This is a genomic window from Ornithinimicrobium humiphilum (assembly GCF_006716885.1).
Taxonomy (GTDB): Bacteria; Actinomycetota; Actinomycetes; order Actinomycetales; family Dermatophilaceae; genus Ornithinicoccus; species Ornithinicoccus humiphilus.
In genome coordinates this window covers 1816562-1842571 of record NZ_VFPU01000001.1, presented here as the reverse complement: position 1 = coordinate 1842571, position 26010 = coordinate 1816562, and the positions used below count along the sequence as shown (strand labels likewise).

Genomic DNA, 26010 nt, shown 5'->3' with positions numbered 1-26010 from the left:
GCCTCAGGCCGGGCCGGTCGCGCCCACGTAGTCGGCCAGGTGCTGCCCGGTGAGCGTGGAACGGTCCGCGACCAGCTGGGCCGGTGTGCCCTCGAAGACCACCCGTCCCCCCTCGTGCCCGGCCCCGGGGCCGAGGTCGACGATCCAGTCGGCGTGCGCCATGACCGCCTGGTGGTGCTCGATGACGACCACGGAGCGCCCGGAGTCGACGAGCCGGTCGAGCATGCCGAGCAGGTTCTCGACGTCCGCCAGGTGCAGCCCGGTCGTCGGCTCGTCGAGGATGTAGGTCTCGGCCTTCTCGCCCCATCTGCGCGGCGAGCTTGAGGCGTTGGCGCTCCCCGCCGGAGAGGGTGGTGAGGGGCTGACCGAGGGTGACGTAGCCCAGGCCGACGTCGACGAGGCGCTGCAGGATCGTGTGCGCCGCGGGGATCCGGGCCTCGCCCTCGGAGAAGAAGGCCTCCGCCTCCTGGACCGGCATCTCCAGCACGTCGCCGATGCTGCGGCCCCCGAGCGTGTAGGACAGGACAGCGGCCTGGAAGCGGCGGCCCTCACACTCCTCGCAGGGGGTGGTGACGCCGGCCATCATCGCCAGGTCGGTGTAGACGACCCCGGCGCCGTTGCAGACCGGGCAGGCCCCCTCGGAGTTGGGGGAGAAGAGCGCCGGCTTGACGCCGTTGGCCCTGGCGAAGGCCTTGCGGATCGGCTCGAGCAGGCCGGTGTAGGTCGCCGGGTTGCTGCGGCGGCTGCCCTTGATCGCGGTCTGGTCGATGACGGCCACGCCCTCCCTGCGGGCCAGCGAGCCGTGGATCAGGGAGCTCTTGCCGCTGCCGGCGACACCGGTCACGACCACGAGGACCCCGGTCGGGACGTCGACGTCGACGTCCTGCAGGTTGTTGGTCGAGGCCCCGCGGATCTCCAGCGCAGCGGTGGGCTCGCGCACCGTGTCCTTGAGGCGGGCGCGGTCGTCCAGGTGGCGCCCGGTGAGGGTGCCGCTGGCGCGCAGCCCCTCGACCGTCCCCTCGTAGACCACCTGACCGCCGGCGGTGCCCGCCCCGGGACCGAGGTCCACGACGTGGTCGGCGACCGCGATCATCTCCGGCTTGTGCTCGACGACGAGCACGGTGTTGCCCTTGTCGCGCAGCCGGAGCAGCAGGTCGTTCATCCGTCGTATGTCGTGCGGGTGCAGGCCGATCGACGGCTCGTCGAAGACGTAGGTGATGTCGGTCAGCGAGGACCCCAGGTGGCGGATCATCTTGGTGCGCTGGGCCTCACCGCCGGAGAGCGTCCCCGTGGGGCGTTCCAGGGAGAGGTAGCCCAGGCCGATCTCGACGAAGCTGTCGAGGGTCTCGCGCAGCCCCGCGAGCAAGGGCGCGACCGACGGCTCGTCGAGCTCGCGCACCCAGACCGCCAGGTCGCTGATCTGCATGCGGCAGGCGTCGGCGATGCTGATGCCCCGGACCTTGGACGAACGCGCCCGCTCGTTGAGGCGGGTGCCGTCGCAGTCGGGGCAGGTCGTGAAGGTGACGGCCCGGTCGACGAAGGCCCGGATGTGCGGCTGCATCGCCTCCCGGTCCTTGGACAGGAAGGACTTGGTGATGCGCGGGATCAGCCCCTCGTAGGTGACGTTGATCCCCTCGACCTTGATCTTCGTCGCCTCCCGGTGCAGGAGGTCGTGAAGCTCGGTCTCGGTGAACTGCGCGATCGGCTTGTCGGGGTCGAAGTAGCCGGACGCCCGGTAGATGCGGCCGTACCACCCGTCCATGCTGTAGCCCGGGATCGTCAGTGCCCCCTCCGCGAGGCTCCTGGAGGCGTCGTAGAGGGCGGTGAGGTCGAAGTCGGTGACGTTGCCGGTGCCCTCGCAGCGGGGGCACATGCCGCCGGCGATGCTGAACTCCCGGCGCTCCTTGACCTTCTTGCCGGCCTTCTCGAGGGTGACGGCACCCGCGCCGGAGACCGAGGCGATGTTGAAGGAGAACGCCTTGGCGCTGCCGACGTGGGGCTCCCCGAGCCGGCTGAAGAGGATGCGCAGCATCGCGTTGACGTCGGTCGCGGTGCCGACGGTCGAGCGGATGTTGGCTCCCATCCGCTCCTGGTCGACGATGATCGCCGTCGTCAGGCCCTCCAGCACGTCGACGTCCGGGCGGGCGAGCGTGGGCATGAAGCCCTGCACGAACGTCGAGTAGGTCTCGTTGATCATCCGCTGCGACTCGGCGGCGATCGTCTCGAAGACCAGCGAGCTCTTGCCCGACCCGGACACGCCGGTGAAGGCCGTGAGCCGCCGCTTGGGCAGCTGGACGCTGACGTCCTGGAGGTTGTTCTCGCGAGCTCCCTGGACCGTGATGAGGTCGTGGCTGTCGGCGGGGTGGGTCGAGGTCGTCACGGTTCCCGAACCTACACGCGGGGTCCGACGGCGGGGGGGTGCCGAACGGCCCGCCGTCCCCGGGCAGGGGACGACGGGCCGCAGGTATGCCGTACGCGCCGCGGGGGCGGGGCGGCTCAGGCCAGCTGGTCCACCGAGGCGGCGTGCGAGGCGCGCGCCTGCTCGTAGGCGGCCTGGTCGGCGCCCGGCTGCTGCTCGGCGGCGTGCTGGCGCCACCACTCCTGGCCCGAGGGCGGCAGGGTGTCGATCGGGTCGTAGTAGACGTACTCGGCGCTCGTCACGTCGACGTCCTCGCCCTCGATCGAGGTGCGGTAGTTCTTGCGCCAGTAGGAGATGCCGCGCTCGGTGTCGTAGGTGTCGACCTGGTGCACCCAGCGCTTGCCGACGAACGGCACGTCGCAGACGATGCGCGGCGTGGCGAAGCCGGGCAGGTAGCCCAGGATCGAGTGCTGCAGGTGCTGCGCCTGGGAGAGCGAGACGCGCCAGTGCTCGCTGAACGGGATCATGTCGCACATGTAGAAGTAGTACGGCGTGATCATGGCCTCGTCGGAGAGCGCGAAGCACAGGTCGAGCAGCTGCTCGGTGGTGTCGTTGACGCCGCGCATGAGCACGCCCTGGTTGCGGACGTCGCGCAGGCCGGCCTCGAGCATCGCCTTCGAGGCCTCGGCCACCAGCGGCGTGACCGACTGGGCCGCGTTGACGTGGGTGTGCATGGCCAGGCCGACGCCGCGGGCCCGCGCCTTCTGCGCGACCCGGGCCACGCCCTCGACGGTCTCGGGGGCGAGCCAGTGCTGCGGCATACCCATGAGGGCCTTGGTGGCCAGGCGCACGTCGCGGATGGAGTCGATCTCGAGCAGCTGGTCGAGCCAGGCCTCGAGGTTCTTCCACGGCATGTTGGCCACGTCGCCTCCGGAGACGACGACGTCGCGCACGCCCGGGTTGGAGCGCAGGTAGTCGAGCATCGCCTGGTGGCGGTCGACCGGCTTGCCGGCGAGCTTGAGCTTGGTGATCGTCGGGGTGGAGTTGCCGACGAGGTCCATGCGGGTGCAGTGGCCGCAGTACTGCGGGCAGGTGGGCAGCATCTCCGCCAGCACCTTGGTGGGGTAGCGGTGGGTCAGGCCCTCGGCCACCCACATGTCGTGCTCGTGGAGCGAGTCGCGCGCCGCGTAGGGGTGGGAGGCCCAGTCGGTGCGGCGGTCGGAGAAGACCGGCAGCATGTAGCGGCGCACGGGGTCGGCGTAGAACGCGCGGGTGAACTCCTCGCCGGCGGCCGGCATCCGGCCCTCGGCCCAGGTCACCTCGCTGACCATGGTGTTGAGCATCTGCGGCGGGACGAGCATCGACATGGTCGCGCGCTCGGCCTGGTCGCGCTCGAGGTCGGCGTAGAACTCCTCGGTGAGGAGGTCGCCCATCACGGTGCGCAGCTGACGGATGTTCTTCACGCAGCTGACGCGCTGCCACTGGACGTCGCGCCACTGGTCCGCGGTGATCTCCCGCCAGCCGGGGAACCGGGTCCAGTCAGGCTCGACGATCTCGCGGCGCTGGTAGACGTAGGGCTGCTCGATCTCGACACTCATGCATGGCAGGATACGGACATCATCCCGGAAATGTGAAGTATCAACGGAAGATGTCCGGCGAAACCGGCGATCAGGAGGACAGATGCCCGCCACCACCCCCCATTCCCCGTTCGGCGTGCACCGCGTGCTCGAGCCCTCGGGGGAGCAGGTCACCCTGCCCCAGACGGCCCGCCGCCTCGACCCCTCGCCGGAGATCGGCCTGGACGAGGTGCGCATCGACGTCGAGGTGCTCAACCTCGACGCCGCCTCCTACCGCCAGCTGCGCGAGAAGCACACCGGCCCCGACGGGGTCGACGGCGCCGCGGTGCGCCAGGAGGTCCTGGACATCGTCGCCGAGCGCGGCAAGATGCAGAACCCGGTGACCGGCTCCGGCGGCATGCTCATCGGCACGGTCGCCGAGGTCGGCCCCGAGAGCACCCTGGGACTGCAGGTCGGTGACCGCGTCGCCACCCTCGTCTCCCTCTCGCTCACCCCGCTGGCCATCACCGACGGCCTCGCCTCCTGGGACGGGATGTCCGAGCGCGTGCCCGCGCAGGGGCACGCAATCCTCTTCGGCCGCTCCATCGCCGCCGTCCTGCCCGAGGACCTCGACCCCGAGCTCTCGCTCATGGTCATGGACGTCTGCGGCGCGCCGGCCCTGGTCCGCCGCGTCGTCGAGGGCTACCTCGCCCGGGGCCACGTGCCCTCGGTCGCCGTGCTCGGCGGTGCCGGCAAGTCCGGCTCGCTGTCGCTCGCGGCCGCGCGCGACGCCGGTGCCGGCCGCCGGGTCGCCGTCGTGCCCTTCGAGCGCGAGGCCGAGCTGCTCCGCGGCACCGGGCTCGCCGACGAGATCGTGCTGGCCGACGCCCGCTCGCCGCTGGGCCTGCAGGCCGCCGTCGAGTCGGCCGGGGGAGCGGTGGACGTCACCGTCGTGTGCGTGGACGTCCCCGGGTGCGAGCAGCCGGCGCTGCTGGTCACCGCGCAGGGCGGCACCGTCATCTACTTCTCGATGGCCACCAACTTCGCCGCCGCGGCGCTCGGGGCCGAGGGCCTGGCCGCCGACGTCACCATGCTCGTCGGCAACGGCTACACGCCCGGGCACGCCGACTACGCCCTGGAGCTGGTGCGCGGCGACGACACGCTGCGCGCCCTCTTCGAGTCGCGGCTCGCGGACGAGGACACTGGGCAGGCGTGAAGACCCTCCTGCGCGGCGGCGTCGTCCTGACGCCGTCGATCCTGTCCCCAGCCACCGCCGCCGACCCGGCCGCGCCGGTCGCCACCGCCCTGCTCGTCGACGACGACCGCGTCCTGGCCGTCGGTCCCGAGGCCGAGGCACGCGCCGACGACGCCGACGAGGTCGTCGAGCTCGACGGCGCGCTGGTCACCCCCGGCTTCAGCGACGCCCACGTGCACCTGACCATGACCGGGCAGGGCCTGGACGGGGTCGACCTGTCCGGCACGCGTTCGGTCGCCGAGGCGCTCTCGCTCGTCGAGCAGGCCGCCCGCCGCACCCGTGGCCGCCCGATCTACGCCCACTCCTGGGACGAGACCCGCTGGGTCGAGCAGCGGCCGGTGACCGCCGCCGAGCTCGACCGCGCCACCTACGGCGGCGTGGTCTACATGCCCCGGGTGGACGCCCACTCCGCCAGCGTCTCCAGCGCGATGGCCACGGTCGCGCGCGTCCGCGACCTCGACGGCTGGGACGGTGTCGGCGTCGTCCGCCGGGATGCCTTCGCCGCCGTCACCAACGCCTTCACCTCGGCGATCACCGACGTCGACCGCGAGCGCTACCTCGACCTCGCCCTGCGCTCGGCGGCGAGCCGCGGCCTGACCCTGCTCCACGAGACCGGCGCCTCCCACCTGACCAGCCACGACGACATCCGCCACGTGCTCGAGGTCGGCCGCCGGCCCGGCGTGCCCGACGTCGTCACCTACTGGGGCGAGCTCGCCGACGACCCGGCCACCGCCTCCGAGGTGGCGGAGTTCCTCGGCGTGCTCGGCCTGGCGGGCGACCTGTGCGCCGACGGATCCTTCGGCTCGTTCACCGCGCACCTGCAGGAGCACTACGCCGAGCAGCCGCACACCGGCTACGGCTATCTCACCGTCGAGCAGGTCCGCGACCACGCGATCGCCTGCACCCGCGCCGGCCTGCAGGCCGGGGGCCACGTCATCGGCGACGCCGCGCTGCGCACCATGGCCGAGGGCTTCCGCGCCGCGGCCGAGGTGGTCGGCGTCGAGGCGGTGCGTGCGTGCCGCCACCGCTGGGAGCACGTCGAGCTGCCCGACGCCGAGGTCGTCTCGGTCATGGCCGAGCTCGGCATCTGGGCCAGCGTGCAGCCGATGTTCGACGGGCTCTGGGGCGGCGAGGACGGGATGTATGCCGCCCGCCTGGGCATCGAGCGCGCCCTGCGGGCCGTGCCGCTGCGCACCCTGCTCGACGCGGGCGTGCCCCTGGCGCTCGGTTCCGACAGCCCGGTCACCCCGCTCGGCCCCTGGGCCGCGGTCCGTGCGGGGGTCTGGCACCACAACCCCGAGCAGCGGCTCACAGTCGCCGAGGCCGTGCACGCCCACACCCGCGCCGGCTACCAGCTCGCGGGCCTGGAGGGCGGCGAGCTCGTCGCCGGCGCTCCCGCCACCTACGTCGTCTGGGACGACGGCGCCGGGGGGCCGGTCGAGACCGGCCCCGACGGGCTGCCCGTCCTCGACGCCCCCGACCACCCCCTGCCCGTGGCGCGACGCACCGTCGTGTCGGGCCGCACCGCATACCAGCGAGAAGGAGCCTGAGTGAGCCCCACCACCGTCGCCCCGCCCCCGCGCCTGGAGCTGGACCCGCGAGTCGTGCGCAAGGCGCGCACGCTGGCCCGGCGTCTCGGCAAGCCGGTCGTGGACATCGCGCGCAGCCACACCACCGTCTCGGTCGAGCGCGCGACGCTGCGCCTGGCCGGCCTCACCGGCGCCGACCACGAGCGCGTGCCGTGGGTCAACCACCTCGTCGACGCGGTCCGCGACCAGGTCGGCCTGGAGCACGGCGTCACCACGCCGGTCTGGGACGCCCTGCGCCGCGAGGAGGCCCCCGACCTGCTGACCCTGGCCCAGAAGGCCTCGGCCGGCTCGGTCACCTTCCGCATGCCCGAGCGCCGTGGCGAGCTGTCCGCGGCCCGGCGCGCCTCCCGCGCCGCCGTCCGGGGCGGGCTGAAGCAGATCGACCGCCAGCGCGCCACCCGCGAGAAGCTCATCACCAGGCTGGGCGACCCGCCGCAGCGTCCCTGGGTCTACCTCATCGTCGCCACCGGCGACATCTACGAGGACATCCCGCAGGCGCAGGCCGCGGCCCGCGAGGGCGCCGACATCATCGCGGTGATCCGGTCCACCGGGCAGTCGCTGCTCGACTTCGTCCCCGAGGGCGCGACCCGGGAGGGCTTCGCGGGCACCTACGCCACGCAGGAGAACTTCCGGCTCATGCGGGCCGCGCTGGACGACGTGAGCAAGGAGCTCGGCCGCTACGTGCGGCTGACCAACTACGCGTCGGGCCTGTGCATGCCCGAGATCGCCACGCTGGCCGGTCTCGAGCGGCTCGACATGATGCTCAACGACTCGATGTACGGCATCCTCTTCCGCGACATCAACCCGATCCGCACCTTCGTCGACCAGCGCTTCTCGCGCCAGATCCACGCCCGCGCGGGGATCATCATCAACACCGGCGAGGACAACTACCTCACGACCGCCGACGCGGTCGAGGCGGCGCACACCGTGACCGTCTCGCAGCTGATGAACGAGTACTTCGGCCGCGAGGCTGGCCTCGAGGACTGGCAGCTGGGCCTGGGTCACGCCTTCGAGATCAACCCCGACCTGCCGGACTCCTTCCGGATGGAGCTGGCCCACGCGCTGCTGGCGCGCCAGCTCTTCCCGGACGCGCCGCTGAAGTGGATGCCGCCGACCAAGCACATGACCGGCGACATCTTCAAGGGCTACCTGCTCGACGGCTTCTTCAACCTCGCCGGCGCGATGACCGGCCAGTCGATCCTGCTCGTCGGGATGATGACCGAGGCCGTCGTCACGCCCTTCCTGTCCGACCGCGACCTGGCGCTGCAGAACGTGCGCTACGTGCAGCGGGCGGCCGGCGGGCTCACCGAGGACTTCCACCCGCCGCGCGACGGCTTCATCCAGACCCGCGCCCGCCAGGTGCTCTCCGAGGCCGTCGACCTGCTCGAGCGGATCACCGACGAGAAGGCGCCGAAGGGTTCGACCCCCCTGCTGGAGGCCATCGGTGACGGCACCTTCGGGCTCATGAAGCGGCCCAAGGACAAGGGCAAGGGCCTGGAGGGCGTCGCCCGCCGCGCCGACGACTACGACAACCCGGCGATCACGATGCTCGAGGAGGGTGCCCGATGAGCGAGCAGCCCACCGTCATCCGTCCCTACGGCGACATGACCGGCGACGGCATGGTGCAGGTGTCCTTCACGCTGCCCGTGCCGCACGACAAGCGTGCCGAGGGCGCCGCCCTGCAGCTCGCCGGCAAGATGGGCCTGTCGCCCGCGCTGCTGGTGCACGCCAAGGCGATGGGCCCGTCCCACACCTTCTTCGTGGTCTACGGCAGCGTCACCCACCTGGTGGACCTCTCGCAGGTGCAGGTCGTCGAGCGCGACTTCCCGCTGCTGTCGGCCAAGGAGGTCAACGCCGCGATCAAGAAGAAGCTGCGCCGCCCGCTGGTCGTGGTGGGCGCCTGCATCGGCACCGACGCGCACACCGTCGGCATCGACGCCATCCTCAACATCAAGGGCTTCGCCGGCGAGAAGGGCCTGGAGTACTACTCCGAGATCCACGTGGTCAACCTCGGCGCCCAGGTCCTCGTGCCCTACCTGGTCGAGCGTGCCCGCGAGGAGAAGGCCGACGCGGTGCTGGTGTCCCAGGTGGTCACCCAGCGCGACGCGCACATCCACAACGTGACGCAGATGTCGGCCGCCTTCCGCGAGGCCTATCCGGCCGGGAAGGTGCCGCTGCTCATCGCGGGCGGCCCGCGCTTCGAGGAGGGCTCCGCCGACGCCCTCGGCGTCGACCGCATCTTCGGCCGGGGGACCACCCCCGGAGAGGTCGCCTCCTACCTCGTCCACGCCCTGACCGGCCCTGCCCGCACCGAGAGGACCAGCGCATGAGCCCCGCCCCCGTCAGCCCCGGCCCGGCCCCGGAGCCGGCCGCCCGTCCCGCCGCCGTGGGCATGGGCGTGACACACGCCCGCTACGTGCCCTACTCGCACGCCCACTACGCCGGCAACCTCGTCGACGGCGCCTACAGCCTGGCGCTCTTCGGCGACGTCGCGACCGAGCTGTGCATCCGCACCGACGGCGACGAGGGCCTGTTCGCCTCCTACTCCGACGTGCAGTTCCTCGCGCCGGTGCGCGCGGGCGACTGCCTGGAGGTCCGTGCCCGGCTGGTGCGGGTCGGCTCGCGCAGCCGCGAGATGGAGTTCGAGGTGCTCGTCACCGCCCGGGGCGCCGACGACCCGGCCCGGGGCGCCTCGGCCGCCGACGTGCTCGACCCGCCCGTCGTCGCGACCCGGGCCCGCGGCACCGTCGTGGTGCCGCCGGCCGCCGGCTGACGCTCCGTCGCCGTCCCCGCGGCGTGTCGGGAGCGACACGCCGGGGGGCAGATGTGACTGATGGGTCACATCTGCCGATCCGGGCCCTGACCTGCGCATTTCCCCGTCCGTGCAGGTCAGGGGGCGGTTGACACGGGCCGCTCCGCGGCCATAGTTTCGGGGGCGTCCCCGTGACACGTCGAAGACGTACCAGGGGGTGCCAGGGCCCCGCGCACCGAGTAGACAACGGACCCGTGGGCGGCCTCCAGCCGCCGCGGACCGGCCCCAAAGGTGCAGCGGGGCCCGGCCGCCCCCTCCGCCGCCGCACCGGCCCCTCCCAGGCCCTGGATGCGGCCGCGGGATGCGTCGGGGAGGCCGCACCCACGCCGTAGGCTGGGCGCGTGCTGCCCCACCGCCTCATGCTCGCGCTGCTCGGGGGAGTGGCGCTCCTCCTCGCGTTCCCGGGGTATGACGTGTGGTGGCTCGCCCCGGTCGGGTGCGCGGCCCTCGGGCTGGCCACGGCCGGCGCCCGCTGGTGGGTCGGCGCGCTGTGCGGCCTGCTCCTCGGGCTGGCGTGGTTCGCCCCGATGTTCGTCTGGGCGAGCACCTACGCCGGCACCGCGCCGTGGCTGGCCATGAGCGTGGCCTCCGCCCTCTATCCGGCGGGGCTCGGGATCGTGCTCGCGCTCCTGCAGCGCGGCGGGGCCGTGCGTCCGTTCGTGGGCGCCGCCGCGTGGGTGCTCATGGAGTACGCCCGTGCGGTCACGCCCTTCGGCGGCTTCCCGTGGGCGCGGCTGGGCTTCAGCCAGGCCGACTCGCCGATGCTCGGCGTGGCCTCGCTCGCCGCGGTGACCGGTCTCGGCTTCCTCGTGGCCCTCGTCGGCGGCCTGCTGGCGGTCGCGGCCCAGCGCCTGCTGGACCCGCGCCGGGTCGCCGTGCCGCGCGCCGTGGGCGCCGTGCTCGCGGCGGTCGCGCTCACCCTCGCCCCGGCGCTGGTGCCCCGGCCCACTGACGGGGAGCCGCTGTCGGTCGCCGCCGTCCAGGGCGACCTGCCCGAGGGCTTCACCCGCACCCTGAGCGCCGAGCCGGGCGCGATGCTGCGCCGCTACACCGACCGCACCGCCGCACTGGCGCAGCAGGTGCGCGACGGCGAGGTCGAGCGCCCCGACGTCGTGCTCTGGCCCGAGGGCGCCAGCGACCTGGACCCCCTCCACCCCACGCGCGGCGAGGAGGTCGAGCGCCGCGTCATGGCCGCGGTCGACGACGTCGACGTGCCGGTGGTGCTCGGCGCCACCTCGCGCCGGGGAGGCGAGGCGCCCTTCAACATGCAGCTCAGCTACCTGCCGGGGGAGGGGCTGGACCAGACCTACGACAAGGTCTACCTCGCGCCCTTCGGCGAGGTGATGCCGCTGCGACCGCTCATGCGGCACCTGAGCCCCTGGGTCGACCGCATCACCGACTTCGTGCCCGGCACCGAGCCGGGTGTCATGGCCGTCCCGCTGCCGGACGGCGGCACCGTCACGCTCGGGCTGGCGATCTGCTTCGAGGTCGTCGTCGACCCCGCGATCCGCGACGCGGTGACCGGGGGAGCGGAGCTGCTCGTCGTGCCCACCAGCAACGCGTGGTTCGGCGAGGGCGACCAGTCGGTCCAGCACCTGGCCGCCTCGCGGGTGCGCGCGGTGGAGTACGGCCGGTCGGTCGTGCACATCAGCAACGTCGGCGTCTCCGGCCTCATCACCCCCGACGGCGAGGTGCACGAGCGGACCGGGCTCTACACCGAGGCGACGCTGCTGGGCGAGCTGCCGCTGCGCACCGCCGAGACCCTCGCCGTGCGCACCGGGCCGTGGGTCGTGCCGACCGCCCTGGCGGTCGTCCTGGTCGGGATGCTGCTGGGGGCCGGGCGGGGTCCGGCACATAGGCTGCCCCGGTGACCAGGAGCCGACCCGCGCTGGAGCGCGTGTGCGTCTGCGTGCCCACCTACAACGAGGTCGGCAACGTGGAGATGATCGTCCGCCGGCTGCGCGCCGCGGTGCCCACCGCCGACGTGCTCGTGCTCGACGACAACAGCCCCGACGGCACCGGCGAGGTCGCCGACCGGCTGGCCGCGGACGACCCGCAGGTCCACGTGCTGCACCGGGCGGGCAAGCAAGGCCTGGGCCCCGCCTACCTGGCGGGTTTCCGCTGGGCGCGCGAGCGCGGCTACGACGCCGTCGTGGAGATCGACGCGGACGGGTCGCACCAGCCCGAGCAGCTGCCCTCGCTGCTCGCCGCCGCCGCGGACGCCGACGTGGTCATCGGGTCGCGCTGGGTGCCGGGCGGGTCGGTGCACAACTGGCCAGCGCACCGTCGCGCGCTGAGCGTCGGCGCCAACACCTACGCCCGCTTCGCGCTCGGCATCCCGGTGCGCGACGCCACCGCCGGCTTCCGTGTCTACCGGCTGTCCGCGCTGGGGGAGATGGACACCGACGCGGTGGCCTCGCAGGGCTACTGCTTCCAGGTCGACCTGACGCTGCGCGCCCTCGACCGCGGCCTGACCGTGGTCGAGGTCCCGGTGGCGTTCGTCGAGCGGGAGGTCGGCACCTCCAAGATGGACGACTCGATCGTGCGCGAGGCCGCGGTCCGCGTCGGGGTATGGGGTGTGCAGCGCCGCTCCCGCCAGCTGCGGGAACGCCTGGGGCGGGTCGGACGTTCGACGGGGTGGCACCACCTTGAGGAGGACCTGTGACACCTGGACCCGCGCCCCGGCGCCGTGTCGGCATCCTGCGCTGGTTGCTCGCGGCCGTGATCCTGCTGCCCCTGGTGGAGATCGTCGTGCTGGTGGCCGTCGGCCGCTCCATCGGCGTGCTGTGGACCATCGGCCTGCTGGTGGCGATGGCGCTGCTGGGCACCTGGCTGTCCCGCCGCGAGGGCGGACGCACGGTGCGGGCGCTGCAGGAGGCGGTGCAGACGGGCCGGATGCCGGCGCGCGAGGCGACCGACGCCATCCTGGTCGCCCTCGGCGGCTTCCTGCTCATCCTGCCGGGCTTCCTCAGCGACGTCCTCGGGCTGCTGCTCGTCCTGCCCATCACCCGCCCGGCGGCGCGCAGGCTGCTGACCTGGGTCGTGTCGCGGCAGGCCGCCCGGCTCGGCGCCACGACCGCCGGTGCCAGCTACCGGCGCACCTCCGCCGGTGCGGAGGGCGTGGTGATCGAGGGCGAGATCATCGCCGAGGAGCCGGCGCCGGGAACCCGTCCCGAGGAGGGCCGGGGGCGCCTCGAGGCCTGACGCCCCGCGGCCACACCCCTTCGGGGGAAGTTCCCACCCGGTGTCCGCGGAGGTGGCGGGCGGCGCGCGCGGCGCCGTGCACGACATACCCGCCCCCACCTGCTCGACTGGCCCTTATCGTCGGACCTCGCTATCGTGGAGGTTCTCCCATTCTCTGCGCGCCGTCCGGTTCTCTCCGGTTCTGCTCGCGCGCACCGGACGGGAACATGGTGGCCACGGGGGGCGTTCTACCCCGTGACGTCACAGTTCGACCGACCACACGAAGTTTCCGTGTCCTGGACACGATTGGAGTGCACATGGCTGAGAGGTCCCTGCGCGGCACGAACCTGAGCTGGCTGTCTTTCGAGAGCGACGAGGGGGTCACGTTCAGCGAGCGCCAGATCACCCGTTACGTGTGCCCGGACGGCCACATCAGCGAGCTCCCGTTCTCGGTCGAGGCCGAGATCCCCTCGCTGTGGGAGTGCCGCTGCGGCAAGGACGCCAAGCTCGTCGACGGCCCCGAGCCGGAGGCCAAGGCGACCAAGCCCCAGCGCACCCACTGGGACATGCTCCTGGAGCGCCGCTCGATCCCCGAGCTCGAGGAGCTGCTGGAGGAGCGTCTGGAGCTGCTGCGCACGAGCCGTGGCGAGAAGCCCAGCCGCAAGCGCACCGCCTGACGGACGCACCCCCCGAACGCACCGACGGCCCCGGACCTGCCTGGCAGGACCGGGGTCGTCGTGCTGCCCGGGGCGCGCGGGGCCTAGACGATGCGGGGCTGCTCGTTGCCTGCCGCCGCGATGCCCTCGCGCATCCGCACCCGGGTGAGGATGAGCCCGCCGACGACGAAGAAGACGATCGTGACGAGGATCGCCGGCCGGTAGGAGCCGGTGAGCTGGTAGGTGAGGCCGAAGGCCAGGCTTCCGAACCAGCTCGTGCCGCGCTCCATCGCCTGGTAGAAGCTGAAGAACTCCGACTCCCGGCCCTTGGGCACGAGCTGGGAGTAGAGGGAGCGGGAGAGCGCCTGGGTGCCGCCCATGACGGTGCCGATGAGCACCGCGCAGATCAGCCAGATGGTGAAGGCCCCGCGGGGCACGAAGTAGGCGAAGGCCACGACCAGGGTCCACATGACGATGCCGCCGAGGACCGTCTTCTTGGCCCCGATCCGTCCTGCGACGAACCCGAAGAAGAGCGCGCCGAAGAAGGCGACGAACTGCACCACGAGGATGGTGATCGTCAGCTGGGCGGTGTCGAAGCCGAGTGCCTCGGTGCCGTAGAGGCTGGCCGAGGTGATGACCGTCTGGATTCCGTCGTTGAAGAACAGGTAGGCGAGCAGGAAGGTCAGCGTGTGGGGGTAGCGGCGCACCTCGCCGAAGGTGTCGCGCAGCTGGCTGATGGTGCCGCCGACGACGCCGGCGTCGCGCTCGACCGGGACGGCCGTGGTGCCGCGGATGCGGCGCAGGCCGATGACCGGGATGAGGGTGAAGACCGCCCACCACAGACCGGCCGAGAGCAGCGACAGGCGGATGGCCATGCCGTAGGACAGGCCGAGACTCTCGTAGGTCTGCAGCACGACGAGGTTGAGCACGAGCAGCAGGCCGCCGCCGAGGTAGCCCAGCGCCCAGGCCCGTGAGGAGACCTTGTCGCGGTCGTCGGGATGGGCGATGCGGTTGAGCAGCGCGTCGTAGACGACCGTCGAGGCACCCAGGCACAGGTTGGCGATGACGATGAGCAGCACGCCGAGCTGCCAGTTGGTGCCCTCGAGGAAGAACATCAGGGAGGCGGCGGCGGCACCGGTCCAGGCCAGACCGCCGAGCAGCCAGACGGGCCGTGGGTGGCGGTCGGCGATGGCGCCGACGAAGAGGAGCACGAGCGCCGAGACGATGGTCGCCACCGTGATCGTGTAGGGCGCGAGCGAGCCGACGGCGACCGGGACGCCGAGGATGGACAGCATCGCGTCGCAGGTCTCGCCGGCGGCGAGGTCGGGGCAGGCGTCGTTGCGCGCCAGGGAGGTCAGGTAGGGGCTGATGAGGACGGTGCCCGTCGTGGTGACGTAGGCGGAGTTCGCCCAGTCGTACCAGCCCCAGGCCCGCTGGTGGCCGCGGGTGCGCTCGACGGCGGGATCGGCCCGCAGCACCTGGCTCGTGGTCGTCATGGGGGAGAGCGTGCCACGGTCGGGCCGGTTCAGGTTGCAGCGACGGGCGGGTCGACCAAGAGTGGACAGTCCGCAACCCACCGACAGGAGTGATCATGGGACTGGGTGACAAGATCCGCAACGCCGCCGAGGGCGCCAAGGGTCAGGGCAAGGAACACCTCGGCGACGCCCTCGACAACGACCGCATGGAGGCCGAAGGCCGCTCCGAGCAGGTGCAGGCCGACGTCAAGCAGACGGGGGAGAAGGTCAAGGACGCCTGGAACGACGCGACGGGCGACTGACGCGGACCCGTCTCCCCCGGGGGTCCGCGACGGACGGTGAGCGCGGGCTGGGGAGACGCAGCGAGGCCGGTCGGGGCAGAACGCCCGACCGGCCTCTCGCGTGCTCAGGAGCGGTCGTCCTCCGGCGGGGAGCTCGCCTCGTGCGCCGTGGACGGTGTGACCGGCGTGTCGTCGGAGGGCACGTGCTGGGCCCGGCTGCGGAGCACCCGCTCGCGGAAGGCGGCGGCCAGCGAGCCGGCCCGTCGGACCCGGTCCTGCTTGGCGACGGTGCGCTCCTGCTCCACCCTCTCGTGGGCCTGGCGGGCCCGGAGCTGGAAGACGGGGGCGGCCTCCTCCGCGAGGACGGCGGCACGCTGCCCCTCGGGGGTGAGCTGCCGCAGCTCGTCGGCCCGGACGGTGCCGGTGCGCAGGTCGAGCTGCTCGCTGGCGTAGCGGATCACGCTGACCACGGTCGCCGTGACCGGCACGGCCAGGAAGGCCCCGACGATGCCCCACCGGGTGCCGCCGGCGGCGACCGCGAGCAGGATGATCACGGGGTGCAGGTCCATGGCCTTGCTCTGCAGGATCGGGGAGAGCACGTTGCCCTCGATCTGCTGCACGGCCAGGACGATGGCCAGGACCCACAGCGCCGTGACGAAGCCCTCGGAGACGAGGGCCACGAGGACCGCGAGGGCACCGGCGGTCACGGCACCGACGATGGGGATGAAGCCCGCGAAGAAGGTGATGAGCGCTAGGCCGAAGGCCAGCGGCACGCCGAGGATGAGCAGGCCGATGCCGATGAAGACGGCGTCCACGAGCGAGACGAGCGCCTGGGCGCGGATGAAGCCGCCCAGGGTGACCCACATCCGGGCCAGGGCCTCCGTCAGGTGCATCCCGGCGGTCGGTCCGGTGAAGCGGCGCACCCACGGCGCGAACCGCTCGCCGTCCTTGAGGAAGAAGAAGGTGAGCACCAGGACCATCGCCAGGGTGACCAGCAGCGAGCCGGCCGTCGTGACACCGGTGAGGACCCCGGAGGCGATGTTGGCCGACTGCTGCTGCAGCCAGTCGCTGGCCTGGTCGACGTATTCGCTGACCTGCTCGTTCTTGAGGTTCAGGGGCGGGCCCTCGACCCAGTCGAGGATCTGCTGCAGACCCTGGCTCGCCTGCTTCACGATGTCCTGGCCCTGGGCCACGATGCCCGGCGCGATGGCCGCGAGGCTGCCGACGAAGGCGCCGAGGCCGAGGAGGAGGACGAGGCCCGCGGCCAGTCCGGAGGGCCATCCGCGACGGGTGAGGAAGCGGACCGGCCCCCAGAGCACGGTGCTGACGATGAGGGCGAGCAGCAGCGGCAGGACGCCGACCCAGAGCTTGCCGAGCACGTAGAAGAGGACGGCCAGGGCGGCGGCCAGGAGGAGGAAGCGCCACGCCCAGGCGGCGGCGCCCTTGAGGCTCTCGAGGATGAGTGCGCCGCGGTCGACCCCGCCGACCTGGTCGGGGTGGGCGCCGGGGGTGGGCACCGTCTCGGCGCGCTCGACGTAGGTGCGGCCGGTCGCGTCACGGCCGACCACCAGCTCGGGGGACGCGTCGGCGTGCTCGGGATCGAAGGGTCTGTCAGTCACGTCGCTCACCTTTTCACGCGGTGGGGGAGAGGAGGGGCACCATCCGGCAGGAGACCTCCGTCGTGTCGCCCGCCCGGAGGGTGAGCGCCCGCTCGCCGCGCGCGACGGTCTCGACGCACACGAAGCGGGTCCACTCCTCGTCCCCGAGGTCGGCCAGTCGGACGGCCTGGTCGGCCCACGGGTTCCACACGACGGTCTGCGCGGCGCCGCCGGGTCGCAGCTCGAGGAGCGCCCGCCCGTCGGCGTCGGCCAGGGTCACCGGCCCGCTGCGCTCGTAGACGCGGTCCGTCTCACCCTCCATCGTGACCGGACCGTCCTGGACCTCGTGCTCGCCGGTCACCTTGTCGAGGTAGCCGGCGCCCTCGAGCCCGAGCACCCGGACCTGGCGGACGTCGTCGACGGCCAGGTAGGTGTGGAGGGCCGCCTCGGCGCGGTAGTCGTCGGGGCCGGTGTTGGTCAGCCGCAGGCGCAGGACGAGCGTCTCGGTGCCGTCCTCCTGCTCCAGGGCGACCGCGTAGCGGGCCCGGAAGGGTCCGGGAAGGTGCTCGGCGCCCGGAGCCTCGATCACGTCCGAGGAGTCGAGCTCCCAGGCCCAGACCTCGGCGCCGTCCGTCTCGGTCGGACGCCACGTCGCGGTGCGCACCACGCCGTGGGACGGCGTGAGGTCGTCCTGCGGACCGCCGGCGAACCACGGGAAGCAGATCGGCACGCCGCCGCGGATCGGCGCGGAGCCGTCGAGGACCGCCTCGTCGCTGACCCACACCACCCGCCGCCCGTCCACCGTCCACTCGACGAGGTGCGCGCCGTGGTCGTAGGCGACCAGGCGGGATCGGTCGGACTCGTGGACGTGGGGCACCAGCGTGGGCGCGGTCTCGCTCATCTCCCCAGGCTAGGCGTCGCGTGGCATCGTGGCCGCCATGTCCGCACCCCGACAGCCGCTGGCGTGGATCAGCTGGCTGCGCGTCGTCGCGATCGCGGGCGTCGTGCTCGTCCACGTCACCGGCGCCACGGCGAGCGGACCAGGGTCGACCACGACCGTCGACGGCTGGGTCGCCCGGGCGCTGGACCTGGCGTTCCTCTGGGCGGTGCCGGTCTTCGTCATGCTCGCGGGGACCGTCTCGCTCGACCCCGACCGTTACCGCGGCGACGGCCACTACCTCCGCCGCCGCGCCCTGCGGCTGCTGCCCGCGATCGTCGTCTGGAACGCCGTGTACGTCGCCTACCGGGCTTCCGCGGAGGAGGGCTGGTGGCGGGGCCCGCGGGCGGCGCTCGAGGACGTGCTGACCGGTTCGGTCGCACCCCACCTGTACTTCCTGTGGATCGTCCTCGGTCTCTCGCTGCTCACCCCGTTGCTGGTGCCGTGGGTCGCGCGCGCCTCCCGGACGGCGAGGGTGCTCGCGGCGGCCGGGCTCTGGATGGTGCCGGTCCTCTCGACCTGGCCCCTGGGCCCGGACGGGGAGCCGGTGGGGTTGGCGACGGTCGCCTGGACCTGGTGGCTGCCCTACCTCGGGGCCTACCTCATGGGTGAGGCGCTGCACGGCGTCGTGCTGCCCCGCCGGTGGGTCGCTCCGGCGGTCGCTGCGGTGCTGGGTCTGACGGGGCTGCTCGTCTGGCAGTGGCAGAACCCGAAGGCCCCTGCCTGGCTGGAGACCTGGGTGGGCGCGCACTACTACGGGCCCTCCGTCGCCGTGCTCTGCGTGCTCGTCCTGCTCCTGGCCCAGACGACGGTCCGGCCCGGTGGCGCGCTCGCGGTGCTCGCCGGTCCCGGGGTGGTGCGGGTGGTGCATCCCCTGGCGACGGCGACGATGGGGATCTTCGCGCTGCACTTCCTGGTGCTGATGGTCGGCCTGGACCTCGGGCTGCTCGGGGAGCCGGTCGCGACGTGGCCGGTCCTGCTCGGGCGTGCCCTGGTCGTGGGCGTCGTCACCACGGTCCTCGTGCTGCTCCTGCGACGGGCCCCCGTCGTGCGGCAGGTCCTGTAGCTGCTCACTCCAGCTCCACCCGCCGCACCTGCGTGGCCTCCACCTCGTAGCGCGACGCACGACCACCGCCGGCCGCGAAGAAGCGCCGTCGCAGCTGCCCGAGGACCTCGACCGCCTGACCGTCGGGCAGGCGGCCGGCCGTGCGGCGGACGCCGGCGGCCCAGCAGGCGATGTCAATGGTGTCGACGCGCGTGCGGCCCCCGTCCTCCCGACGCCCCTCCCGTGGCACGACCAGGCGGAACTGCACCAGCTCGTCGCCGCTGGGGAGCGTCCGCGCCGCCGGCTCGCCGCTGACGCGTCCGACCAGATGCACCTCGTTGGCCGGTGCCGCCGTCCGTGCTGCCATGACCCGACCCTGCCGGTCGGCGGCGGGGGAGGGGAGGGGTCCGTGACGGGCTGTGGACACCGGTGCGGGCGGCCGGGCCCGGTGTGGACGACCCCGCTGAGGACCGATCGTGTCCGGTGGCGGGTCTAGGGTCGGGAGCATGCTCGAGCTCAGCCGCAGGGACGCACGCCGCATCGCGGTGCGGGCGCAGCTGCTGTCCTCGCCAAGGCCCACCGACCTGCTGGAGATGCTCCGGCACCTGACGTCGATGCAGGTCGACCTGACCGACCGCGTCGCGCCCAACGTCGACCTGGTCTGCTGGAGCCGGCTCGGCACCGCATACCGTCCGGAGGACCTGCAGGGGGAGGGTCGCGCTGCTCTCGCCGCTGGACCGGCTGGTCTTCGACCGCCAGCGCATGACCGAGCTGTTCCAGTTCGACTACCAGCTGGAGATGTACAAGCCGGCGGCCAAGCGACGCTGGGGCTACTTCGCGCTGCCGGTGCTCGACGGCGGCCGGCTCGTGGGCAAGGTCGACTCGACCGCGGACCACCGCACCGGACGGTTCGTGGTGCACGCGGTCCACGAGGACGAGCCGTTCAGCCGCACCCGCAGCGAGGCGGTCGAGCGCGAGCTGCGCAGCCTGGCCGGGATGCTCGAGCTGGAGCTCGTCCGGGAGCGCTGAGGAATGCCCGGGCGTGCAGGGCGTTGACTCCGTCGTGAAGAAGATCGGGTTCCTCTCGTTCGGGCACTGGACGCCGCACGAGCAGTCGATGGTCCGCTCCGCCGCGGACGCGCTGCTGCAGTCGGTCGAGCTGGCCGTGGCGGCCGAGGAGGTCGGCGCCGACGGCGCCTACTTCCGGGTGCACCACTTCGCGCGGCAGCTCGCCTCGCCGTTCCCGCTCCTGGCCGCCGCCGCCGCCCGGACCAGCCGGATCGAGCTGGGCACGGGCGTGATCGACATGCGCTAGCGGAACCAGCCGGCGCTGAAGACGGGAGCCCGGCCTGAGGTAGCGGCATGGGCCCACTGTGCGATGGCCGCGCCTGTCTCTTCTGGAGACAGAGCCGATCCGTCGATGATTGACATGGCCCATCGCTCGGAAACGTCTGCCCCGACCCACCGATCCCACTGCATTCGGGGCCATGAGTCATTTGTGACCACCTCGGTGAGGTGCGTCGGGTCGACCGCGTGTCGACGCATCCACTCGGCGAACGCGAGGTGGAGATGTCGCATCTCCGGCGGGTCGTGGCGCGTATCAAGCCGAGCATTCTGCTCGGCCTCTGACACGTCGAGGAGGCAGACAGCGATATCGAGCCTGTCGGCGGAGGGAACTGCGAGAGCTTCTCCCGCAGGGATTGGATCGCCCGCGAGGAGAACGTGTCGGCCGACTGCGTCCAGCTCGATCGCGTGCTGGGCGATTCGTTCCACCGTCTCCTGCCGCCATGCCACTGTAGGAGTGGCTGGGACGGGGCCGAAGCATCCCAGCTCGACCGGCTCGAACTGCGGGCCGAGCAGCGGAGCGGCGTTCAGTCGGGCCGTGGTCTTACCCACTCCGGATGCGCCAGAAACTATAAGCAGCATAGGCAAGCCATTCTTTCACGTCACGCACTGACATGGCACCGCATATTCAGTCGGGGTAGCGCCGCTTGAGCATCGGCGACGACGCTGCACGCACGTCCCGGGCCTACAGGTCAACGTTTCGCCCGCCAACGTCACAACCGCGACATGCGCTACGAGAACCCTCTCTACATGGTCGAGGACGCCGGGGCTGCCGACCTGATCTCCGGAGGCCGGCTGCAGCTGGGCATCAGCCGTGGGTCGCCCGAGCAGGTCATCAAGGGCTACGAGTACTTCGGCCACGTGCCGGAGCCGGGGGAGACCGACGCCGACATGGCCCGTCGTCACACCGCGCGCTTCCTCGAGGTGCTGGAGGGGGAGGGCTTCGCCGAGCCCAACCCACGGCCGATGTTCCCCAACCCTCCAGGGCTGCTGCGGCTCGAGCCGCACTCGCCTGGGCTGCGCCGCCGGATCTGGTGGGGCGCCGGATCGCGCGCGACCGCGATCTGGACGGCCCAGCAGGGCATGAACCTCATGAGCTCGACCCTGCTCACCGAGGACACCGGCGTGCCGTTCCACCGGCTGCAGGCCGAGCAGATCCAGCTCTTCCGCGACGCCTGGGCCGAGGCGGGCCACGGCTGGGAGCCGCGGGTGTCGGTCAGCCGCAGCATCTTCCCGATCGTGAACGACCTCGACCGACGGTTGTTCGGTCTGGAGACCCGCAGCCAGGACCAGGTCGGCTTCCTGGACGGCGGGAAGGCCCGCTTCGGCAAGACCTATGCGGGGGAGCCGGACCAGCTCGTGGAGCAGCTGGCCGAGGACGAGGCGATCGCCGCGGCAGACACGTTGCTGCTCACGATCCCGAACCAGCTCGGCGTCGACTACAACGCCCACCTGCTGCGGTCAGTGGTCGAGCACGTCGCTCCGGGGCTCGGCTGGCGCTGAGTCCTGCGTTGTCGGCGCGGCGTGCTAGGACGGTGCCATGGCGGAACGACCCCCGGTGCCCGACGAGTGGGTGCAGCGTTGCGACCGGATCCTGTCCGCCCTGCCGCAGTGCACGGGCGAGGACGCCTGGGTCGGTGTCCGCTGGCGGGTGCGGAACGCTACCGTCGCACACCTGTTCGGAGGCGAGGACCAGCAGTTCCGACTCGTCGTCCGGGCCGAGCCCGACGAGGTGCGAGCCTTCGAGGCGATGGGCGATCCATACTTCCGTGCCGGCTGGGGCACGAATGCCGTCGGCCTCATCATCGACCACGCCACGGACTGGGACGAGGTCGAGGAGCTGCTCGTGGCGTCGTACTGCGTGCAGGCTCCGCAGAAGCTCGCCGACGAGGTGCTGGCGACCTGGGGATCGCGTCCGGGCGGCTCTGTCTAGGGATCTCCGTAGACGGGATTGGTAGACGTGGTCGCACGGGGCTTTCCAGGTTCTCAGCCCTCCTGTGTAGAACGCCGATAAGTCACATTATGTAAAGTAACCCCGACTGGCCGCTGAGCGCCGCCCTCCGTGGAGGCCTCCCCTGACCGTGTCGCAGTCGCGGCGCTGGCGGTCAGAGGTCCGCGCTGAAGTGATGCGAGCTGATGCGGTAGCCCGAGTTGAAGTAGAGACGGTGGGCGGAGACGCGATCCGGTCCGACGCCCGAGTCCAGGTGCACCTGACTGCACCCCAGCCGGTACGCCTCGTCGTGGATCCAGGCCAAGAGGGCTCGTGCGTGTCCCTGCCCGCGTGCTGACGGCACCGTGGACAGGTCGTCGATGTAGAGATGGCGGCCCCAGGCCAGGTTCTCCCCGAGGCGGAAACCAGCAACGGCAAGCGCGGAAGCCCTGCCGTCCGGGACGGAGCAGACCAGTCGGTACCCGTCAGGTCGCTGCCCCTGATCCACGCGTCGGACGAACTCCTCCTCGGATGCGAGATGCGGCCGGAGCTCACGCATCGCCTCGAAGGCACGTCCGGTGTGGGGCGGCAGCAGTTCGACGATCACGACGAGCCATCATGCCAGCGGCGGGGGCCTCCCGGACCGTCCGTGGGCGGTCGGCACGCTGACCGACCGCCCACGGTTCCGGTGGAGCTCCTCCCCCGGTGATGCGTGTCCCAGACAGACTCAGAGCACGTAGTGGTAGCGGACCGAGAAGATGCTGGACGGGACGTCGACCCACGCGGCCGCCCCGATGTGCCCGGTTGCCAGGGACGAGCGCTCCCACCCCTTGCCGTTGTCCTGGATGAGCCTCGACTGCTTCCCCACCCCCGTGAAGGTCAGCTCGACGTCCTCTTGGCCGATGATCTCGAAGGTCTCGGGGTCGTACACGTCCAGAGCCCCGGACACGCTCACGGCGTTGAGCGCGTTGTCGGCGGTGACCGTCATGTCATAGCCGTTCCGGTTTGTCCACGAGCGGAACTCGCAGGCCAGGTCGCCGTACTCGGTCCCCTCCGGGCACGCGTAGACGGTCGATCCCATCAGCATCGTCCCGGCGGCCTCGTCGCTGCGCTGGTAGACGGAAACCAGGACCTCCTCCCAGAGGACCAGGTCACCCTCGCTCCCGATCACCTGGATCGACTCGGCATCTGCCCCGACCATCGAGAACTGGATCACCTCGCGTCCTTGAGCCGCGGTGTCGTCCGGAGCAGCGGTCGAGACCGCGGCCGCCGTCGGGAGCGAAGCGGCGAGCGCGAGAGCCAGGCTGGCAATGCTGATCATCATGGATCCCCTGTCCTGAGTGGGCTCCGGTCGTCGGTGCCCGTGTGCTGTTCATGACGCCGCTCAGGCCGACAGGGTTGGAAAGTTCTGAGGATCGACCGGGGAGGGCGGCCGCCGGCCGCCGAACGTCGTGCCTAGCGGGGTGCCGCCTCCGCTAGGAAATCGTCGACCAGGCGGTGGTACTCCCCCGGCTGGTCCCGCCGGACGCAATGCCCCGCGTCTGCGACGACGGCCGTCCGGACGAGGGGGTTGTGGACGGCCTCCGCACGTGGCGCCATGGGTGCGTCGGGCGGCAGGACGAGCAGGGTGGGCACCATGAGCGCGTTGAAGAGCCCCTCCCAGACTGGGTCACCCAGGTGGAGGCCGCGGCGGATGTAGTCACGGTCGACCAGCGGTTTGCAGGCCGCCCACGCCTCGATCTCCGAGCGGCTCCAGATCGTCTCGACCGCCATGCGCCGAATCTCCTTCTCAGGATCGGCGTCCACGCTCTCGAGGAACTCCTCGTTGTGGGCCAGGAAGTCCGGGTCGGGCTGCGCCCCGGTCGGCCTGGCCGGGTCCTCCAGGACCAGCGCCCATACCCGGTCCGGACGGGCGAGGGTGGCGCGCAACGAGAGAAGACCCCCGAGCGAGTGCCCGACCAGTGCAGCAGGTTCGGGCAGGTCGTCGATGACCGCGACGAGGTCGGCGAGCATCACCGCCGGAGCGTCCGCAAGCTCGGCGTCGGTGAAGCGGGGAGACTCGCCGTGTCCACGAAGGTCGACGGCGTGCACGTCCCACCGGTCACCCCAGTGCTGCACGAGGTCCGGCCACGCCGTGCCCGCGTCGGTCAGGCCGTGCACGAGCACGACGGCGCGGGAGTCAGGGTTCCCGTAGCGGTGGACCTTGCACGGTTGCACCCGATGGAGCATAGGTGTCACCGGCGCTTGGTCCTGGTAGCGCGGCGCGCCTGGCTGCTCCTCCCCCACCGGCGTCGCGTTTCCCAGTAACGTCCGGCCATGGCGGAGACGCGGAGCGGACACACGGGCAGGCCCTTCGCCGTCGCCCTGTCGTGGGGCGTGGCCCTGTGCGTGGCCGGCATCTTCATGGTGCTCGTCGGAATGGCCCAACCGACGACCGAAGAGTTCGGCAACGCGACGACCAACGGCTGGCTGTGGGCCGGCGGGGTCGCCGAGGTCGTCGGGCTGCTGCTGCTCCTGACCGGGCTCTACGAGTTCCTGAGCAGCGTCCAGGAGCACTTCGCCCTGGCACGGCGACGGGTCAGCTGACGCCGCGGCACGCTTGGCTCCGGCTCCGGCTCAGGCGCCGGAGCCGGTGCTCAGTCCCGGACGTGCCGCATCCACCAGCTCCCAGGCCTGGTCCAGCGTCTGCCGCACAGCCGTCGCCCACGCCGGGGGGAACCTGCCCGGGTCGGTGAGCCAGCCCTCCAGGCTGGACACCGCGTGCCGCACGCCGAGGGCCTCGTCGGCGACCGCGGCCACGAGGAGGCCGCCGATCCCCGGCAGCTGCCGGGCCCACCGGCTCCCGACGGCGGCGTCGAAGGACGCGCCGATCTCACCCCATACCCGCTCCTCGAGGACCGAGTGGCGCTGGTCGCGCAGGTGCCGGGCAGCCGACAGCAGGGGCGCGTAGGCGTCCCCGGCCTCGGGGACGGACAGGACGAGCTCCTCGTGCAGGACCTCGAGGTGCAGCTCGAGCATCCAGCGCGGCATGCCCCGTGCCGCGAGCACCTGCCCGAGCCAGCGGATCTGGCGGTCGACCTCGCTCTGCGGCAGGCTCGCCAGCGTGACCAGCCACGCGCTGTCGCTGCGGGTGAACCGGCGTCCCCGCCGACCGTAGCGCCGCTCGTAGTAGGGAAACCGCTCCCACGAGCGCACACCGGCCCGCAGCGCGGCACGCAGCTCGCGTGGGTCTTCGGCGACGACGTGCCGCCCAGCCCCCGGGTTGAGCACATGCCCCAGGGTGTCGGGGTCGTCCTCCAGGACGAGCGGGTGCAGCTGCTCCGCGATGCGCTCGAGGCCCTCCACCGCCTCCAGGGCCGCGTCCACTGCGCGCGCCTGGCCGTCGCGGTCGAGCGTGGACGCCTGCAACGCCTCGGCGAACGGACCCCAGGCCTGCTGTGCAGGGGCGCTGCCCTGGACGAACGCGAGGCCCTCCGTGCCCGGCAGCCCGTAGGGCTGGCTGAGCAGGGGTGCGAGAAGGCTGTCTCCCAACGGAGAGGTATGCAGCACGTACAGGAAGCCCGCCAGCGAGGCCGGGTCCCGCCGGCCGCGGAGAACGGTCTCCTCGGAGAGCATGATGGCGTGGAGCAGGGACTCCGTCGTCCTGCCCGGGCGGTCGCGCTGAAGGTAGGTCAGGTCCTCCTCGAGCAGCGGAATCCGCGCGGCCATGGCGTCCCAGAACGCGGTGACCCTCGGGTCCGGCTGGCCACCGAGAGGTTCGCGGAGCGGCTCGTGCACCGCATGCATCGCCTCGAGGAAGAGCACGTAGGACTCCCGCGGCAGGGTCCCGTCCTTCAGCGCGGCCCAGAGAGGCAGCCCCTCGAGGTGGACGAGCGCCTCCCGCGTGTCGTCACGCAGGCGCTCCAGCAACGGCGTGGTGGGGATCATGGTGTACCTCGGCTGTGCTCGCTCGTGGGACGGGGCGTCGGGGCGTTCGGTGCAACAGGCCAC

At 72.1% G+C, this 26010-nt stretch carries 22 protein-coding genes and 4 pseudogenes; 16 read left to right on the top strand and 10 right to left on the bottom strand.

The window, feature by feature from the left end:
* Window positions 1–3 precede the first annotated feature (3 nt).
* Together FB476_RS08705 and FB476_RS08700 are read right to left on the bottom strand one after the other, a co-directional pair.
* A pseudogene (locus tag FB476_RS08705) lies at window positions 4–2380 on the bottom strand (ATP-binding cassette domain-containing protein).
* A 116-nt stretch (window positions 2381–2496) separates the two neighbouring features.
* Complete coding sequence (locus FB476_RS08700) at window positions 2497–3957, bottom strand: KamA family radical SAM protein (RefSeq protein ID WP_141818409.1); 1461 nt, start codon at window positions 3955–3957, stop codon at window positions 2497–2499.
* A gap of 82 nt (window positions 3958–4039) precedes the next feature.
* Here FB476_RS08700 and kdd point away from each other — a divergent pair, with 82 nt between their 5' ends.
* From kdd to FB476_RS08655, 9 genes are all read left to right on the top strand, one after another.
* Window positions 4040–5131 carry an L-erythro-3,5-diaminohexanoate dehydrogenase gene (gene kdd, locus FB476_RS08695; protein ID WP_141818408.1) on the top strand — a complete coding sequence of 364 codons (1092 nt, stop codon included), beginning with the start codon at window positions 4040–4042 and terminating at the stop codon, window positions 5129–5131.
* Window positions 5128–6720: an amidohydrolase gene (locus tag FB476_RS08690; RefSeq protein ID WP_202876937.1), complete on the top strand. Its 1593-nt coding sequence runs from the start codon at window positions 5128–5130 to the stop codon at window positions 6718–6720. The genes kdd and FB476_RS08690 overlap by 4 nt, the downstream gene beginning before the upstream one ends.
* The gene (gene kamD / locus FB476_RS08685) at window positions 6721–8328 is read left to right on the top strand and encodes a lysine 5,6-aminomutase subunit alpha (RefSeq protein ID WP_141818407.1); all 1608 of its coding nucleotides are present in this window, start codon (window positions 6721–6723) and stop codon (window positions 8326–8328) included.
* Window positions 8325–9089 (top strand): lysine 5,6-aminomutase subunit beta, encoded by a 765-nt coding sequence (gene kamE, locus FB476_RS08680; RefSeq protein ID WP_141818406.1) that lies wholly within the window; start codon window positions 8325–8327, stop codon window positions 9087–9089. The genes kamD and kamE overlap by 4 nt, the downstream gene beginning before the upstream one ends.
* A complete protein-coding gene (gene kal, locus FB476_RS08675; RefSeq protein WP_238329631.1) occupies window positions 9086–9532 on the top strand; it encodes a 3-aminobutyryl-CoA ammonia lyase in 447 nt (148 codons plus the stop codon). Before kamE ends, kal begins: the two co-directional genes overlap by 4 nt.
* Before the next feature lie 380 nt (window positions 9533–9912).
* The gene (gene lnt / locus FB476_RS08670) at window positions 9913–11442 is read left to right on the top strand and encodes an apolipoprotein N-acyltransferase (RefSeq protein ID WP_238329630.1); all 1530 of its coding nucleotides are present in this window, start codon (window positions 9913–9915) and stop codon (window positions 11440–11442) included.
* Window positions 11439–12236, top strand: a complete 798-nt coding sequence (locus FB476_RS08665; protein ID WP_238329629.1) for a polyprenol monophosphomannose synthase — start codon at window positions 11439–11441, stop codon at window positions 12234–12236. Before lnt ends, FB476_RS08665 begins: the two co-directional genes overlap by 4 nt.
* Window positions 12233–12775 carry an FxsA family protein gene (locus tag FB476_RS08660; RefSeq protein ID WP_238329628.1) on the top strand — a complete coding sequence of 181 codons (543 nt, stop codon included), beginning with the start codon at window positions 12233–12235 and terminating at the stop codon, window positions 12773–12775. Before FB476_RS08665 ends, FB476_RS08660 begins: the two co-directional genes overlap by 4 nt.
* Window positions 12776–13071: 296 nt before the next feature.
* A complete protein-coding gene (locus FB476_RS08655; RefSeq protein ID WP_141818405.1) occupies window positions 13072–13431 on the top strand; it encodes an RNA polymerase-binding protein RbpA in 360 nt (119 codons plus the stop codon).
* Window positions 13432–13514: 83 nt separating this feature from the next.
* Here the strand turns inward: FB476_RS08655 and FB476_RS08650 are convergent, their stop codons facing one another.
* Window positions 13515–14906, bottom strand: coding sequence for an MFS transporter (locus FB476_RS08650; protein WP_141818404.1), 1392 nt, complete (start codon window positions 14904–14906; stop codon window positions 13515–13517).
* Between the two features lie 95 nt (window positions 14907–15001).
* Here FB476_RS08650 and FB476_RS08645 point away from each other — a divergent pair, with 95 nt between their 5' ends.
* Window positions 15002–15187 carry a CsbD family protein gene (locus tag FB476_RS08645; protein ID WP_141818403.1) on the top strand — a complete coding sequence of 62 codons (186 nt, stop codon included), beginning with the start codon at window positions 15002–15004 and terminating at the stop codon, window positions 15185–15187.
* Between the two features lie 104 nt (window positions 15188–15291).
* Here the strand turns inward: FB476_RS08645 and FB476_RS08640 are convergent, their stop codons facing one another.
* Both FB476_RS08640 and FB476_RS08635 read right to left on the bottom strand, forming a co-directional pair.
* Window positions 15292–16785, bottom strand: a complete 1494-nt coding sequence (locus tag FB476_RS08640; RefSeq protein ID WP_238329627.1) for an AI-2E family transporter — start codon at window positions 16783–16785, stop codon at window positions 15292–15294.
* Between the two features lie 13 nt (window positions 16786–16798).
* Window positions 16799–17665, bottom strand: coding sequence for a D-hexose-6-phosphate mutarotase (locus tag FB476_RS08635; protein WP_141818402.1), 867 nt, complete (start codon window positions 17663–17665; stop codon window positions 16799–16801).
* Between the two features lie 37 nt (window positions 17666–17702).
* Here FB476_RS08635 and FB476_RS08630 point away from each other — a divergent pair, with 37 nt between their 5' ends.
* A complete protein-coding gene (locus FB476_RS08630) occupies window positions 17703–18767 on the top strand; it encodes an acyltransferase (RefSeq protein WP_141818401.1) in 1065 nt (354 codons plus the stop codon).
* A gap of 4 nt (window positions 18768–18771) precedes the next feature.
* Here FB476_RS08630 and FB476_RS08625 read toward each other — a convergent pair whose 3' ends face one another.
* Window positions 18772–19113, bottom strand: coding sequence for a single-stranded DNA-binding protein (locus FB476_RS08625; RefSeq protein WP_141818400.1), 342 nt, complete (start codon window positions 19111–19113; stop codon window positions 18772–18774).
* Window positions 19114–19448: 335 nt separating this feature from the next.
* On the opposite strand from FB476_RS08625, the pseudogene FB476_RS16455 reads away from it, so the two are divergent.
* From FB476_RS16455 to FB476_RS08605, 4 genes and pseudogenes are all read left to right on the top strand, one after another.
* Window positions 19449–19775, top strand: a pseudogene (locus FB476_RS16455) (DNA glycosylase AlkZ-like family protein); the annotation flags it as partial.
* Window positions 19776–19809: 34 nt separating this feature from the next.
* Window positions 19810–20058, top strand: a pseudogene (locus FB476_RS08615) (LLM class flavin-dependent oxidoreductase); the annotation flags it as partial.
* 755 nt (window positions 20059–20813) lie between these two features.
* A pseudogene (locus FB476_RS08610) lies at window positions 20814–21593 on the top strand (LLM class flavin-dependent oxidoreductase); the annotation flags it as partial.
* Window positions 21594–21630: 37 nt separating this feature from the next.
* The gene (locus FB476_RS08605; RefSeq protein ID WP_141818399.1) at window positions 21631–22023 is read left to right on the top strand and encodes an MmcQ/YjbR family DNA-binding protein; all 393 of its coding nucleotides are present in this window, start codon (window positions 21631–21633) and stop codon (window positions 22021–22023) included.
* Window positions 22024–22195: 172 nt separating this feature from the next.
* Here the strand turns inward: FB476_RS08605 and FB476_RS08600 are convergent, their stop codons facing one another.
* From FB476_RS08600 to FB476_RS08590, 3 genes are all read right to left on the bottom strand, one after another.
* On the bottom strand, window positions 22196–22627 hold the full coding sequence (locus tag FB476_RS08600) for a GNAT family N-acetyltransferase (protein ID WP_202876936.1): 432 nt from the start codon (window positions 22625–22627) through the stop codon (window positions 22196–22198).
* Window positions 22628–22747: 120 nt separating this feature from the next.
* A complete protein-coding gene (locus FB476_RS08595) occupies window positions 22748–23344 on the bottom strand; it encodes an SH3 domain-containing protein (protein WP_141818398.1) in 597 nt (198 codons plus the stop codon).
* Window positions 23345–23475: 131 nt separating this feature from the next.
* The gene (locus FB476_RS08590; protein ID WP_202876935.1) at window positions 23476–24237 is read right to left on the bottom strand and encodes an alpha/beta fold hydrolase; all 762 of its coding nucleotides are present in this window, start codon (window positions 24235–24237) and stop codon (window positions 23476–23478) included.
* Window positions 24238–24336: 99 nt separating this feature from the next.
* Here FB476_RS08590 and FB476_RS08585 point away from each other — a divergent pair, with 99 nt between their 5' ends.
* On the top strand, window positions 24337–24606 hold the full coding sequence (locus tag FB476_RS08585; RefSeq protein ID WP_141818396.1) for a hypothetical protein: 270 nt from the start codon (window positions 24337–24339) through the stop codon (window positions 24604–24606).
* Window positions 24607–24636: 30 nt separating this feature from the next.
* Here FB476_RS08585 and FB476_RS08580 read toward each other — a convergent pair whose 3' ends face one another.
* Window positions 24637–25947 (bottom strand): biliverdin-producing heme oxygenase, encoded by a 1311-nt coding sequence (locus FB476_RS08580; RefSeq protein ID WP_141818395.1) that lies wholly within the window; start codon window positions 25945–25947, stop codon window positions 24637–24639.
* Between the last annotated feature and the right edge of the window lie 63 nt (window positions 25948–26010).

Excerpts from the sequence above, each read along its gene's own strand:
- FB476_RS08625 (WP_141818400.1), bottom strand. The coding sequence starts at position 19,113 with ATGGCAGCACGGACGGCGGCACCGGCCAACGAGGTGCATCTGGTCGGA.
- FB476_RS08580 (WP_141818395.1), bottom strand. The coding sequence starts at position 25,947 with ATGATCCCCACCACGCCGTTGCTGGAGCGCCTGCGTGACGACACGCGG.
- kal (WP_238329631.1), top strand. The coding sequence starts at position 9,086 with ATGAGCCCCGCCCCCGTCAGCCCCGGCCCGGCCCCGGAGCCGGCCGCC.
- FB476_RS08700 (WP_141818409.1), bottom strand. The coding sequence starts at position 3,957 with ATGAGTGTCGAGATCGAGCAGCCCTACGTCTACCAGCGCCGCGAGATC.
- kamE (WP_141818406.1), top strand. The coding sequence starts at position 8,325 with ATGAGCGAGCAGCCCACCGTCATCCGTCCCTACGGCGACATGACCGGC.
- FB476_RS08635 (WP_141818402.1), bottom strand. The coding sequence starts at position 17,665 with ATGAGCGAGACCGCGCCCACGCTGGTGCCCCACGTCCACGAGTCCGAC.
- FB476_RS08595 (WP_141818398.1), bottom strand. The coding sequence starts at position 23,344 with ATGATGATCAGCATTGCCAGCCTGGCTCTCGCGCTCGCCGCTTCGCTC.
- FB476_RS08650 (WP_141818404.1), bottom strand. The coding sequence starts at position 14,906 with ATGACGACCACGAGCCAGGTGCTGCGGGCCGATCCCGCCGTCGAGCGC.
- FB476_RS08605 (WP_141818399.1), top strand. The coding sequence starts at position 21,631 with ATGGCGGAACGACCCCCGGTGCCCGACGAGTGGGTGCAGCGTTGCGAC.
- kdd (WP_141818408.1), top strand. The coding sequence starts at position 4,040 with ATGCCCGCCACCACCCCCCATTCCCCGTTCGGCGTGCACCGCGTGCTC.
- FB476_RS08655 (WP_141818405.1), top strand. The coding sequence starts at position 13,072 with ATGGCTGAGAGGTCCCTGCGCGGCACGAACCTGAGCTGGCTGTCTTTC.
- FB476_RS08630 (WP_141818401.1), top strand. The coding sequence starts at position 17,703 with ATGTCCGCACCCCGACAGCCGCTGGCGTGGATCAGCTGGCTGCGCGTC.
- FB476_RS08645 (WP_141818403.1), top strand. The coding sequence starts at position 15,002 with ATGGGACTGGGTGACAAGATCCGCAACGCCGCCGAGGGCGCCAAGGGT.
- FB476_RS08585 (WP_141818396.1), top strand. The coding sequence starts at position 24,337 with ATGGCGGAGACGCGGAGCGGACACACGGGCAGGCCCTTCGCCGTCGCC.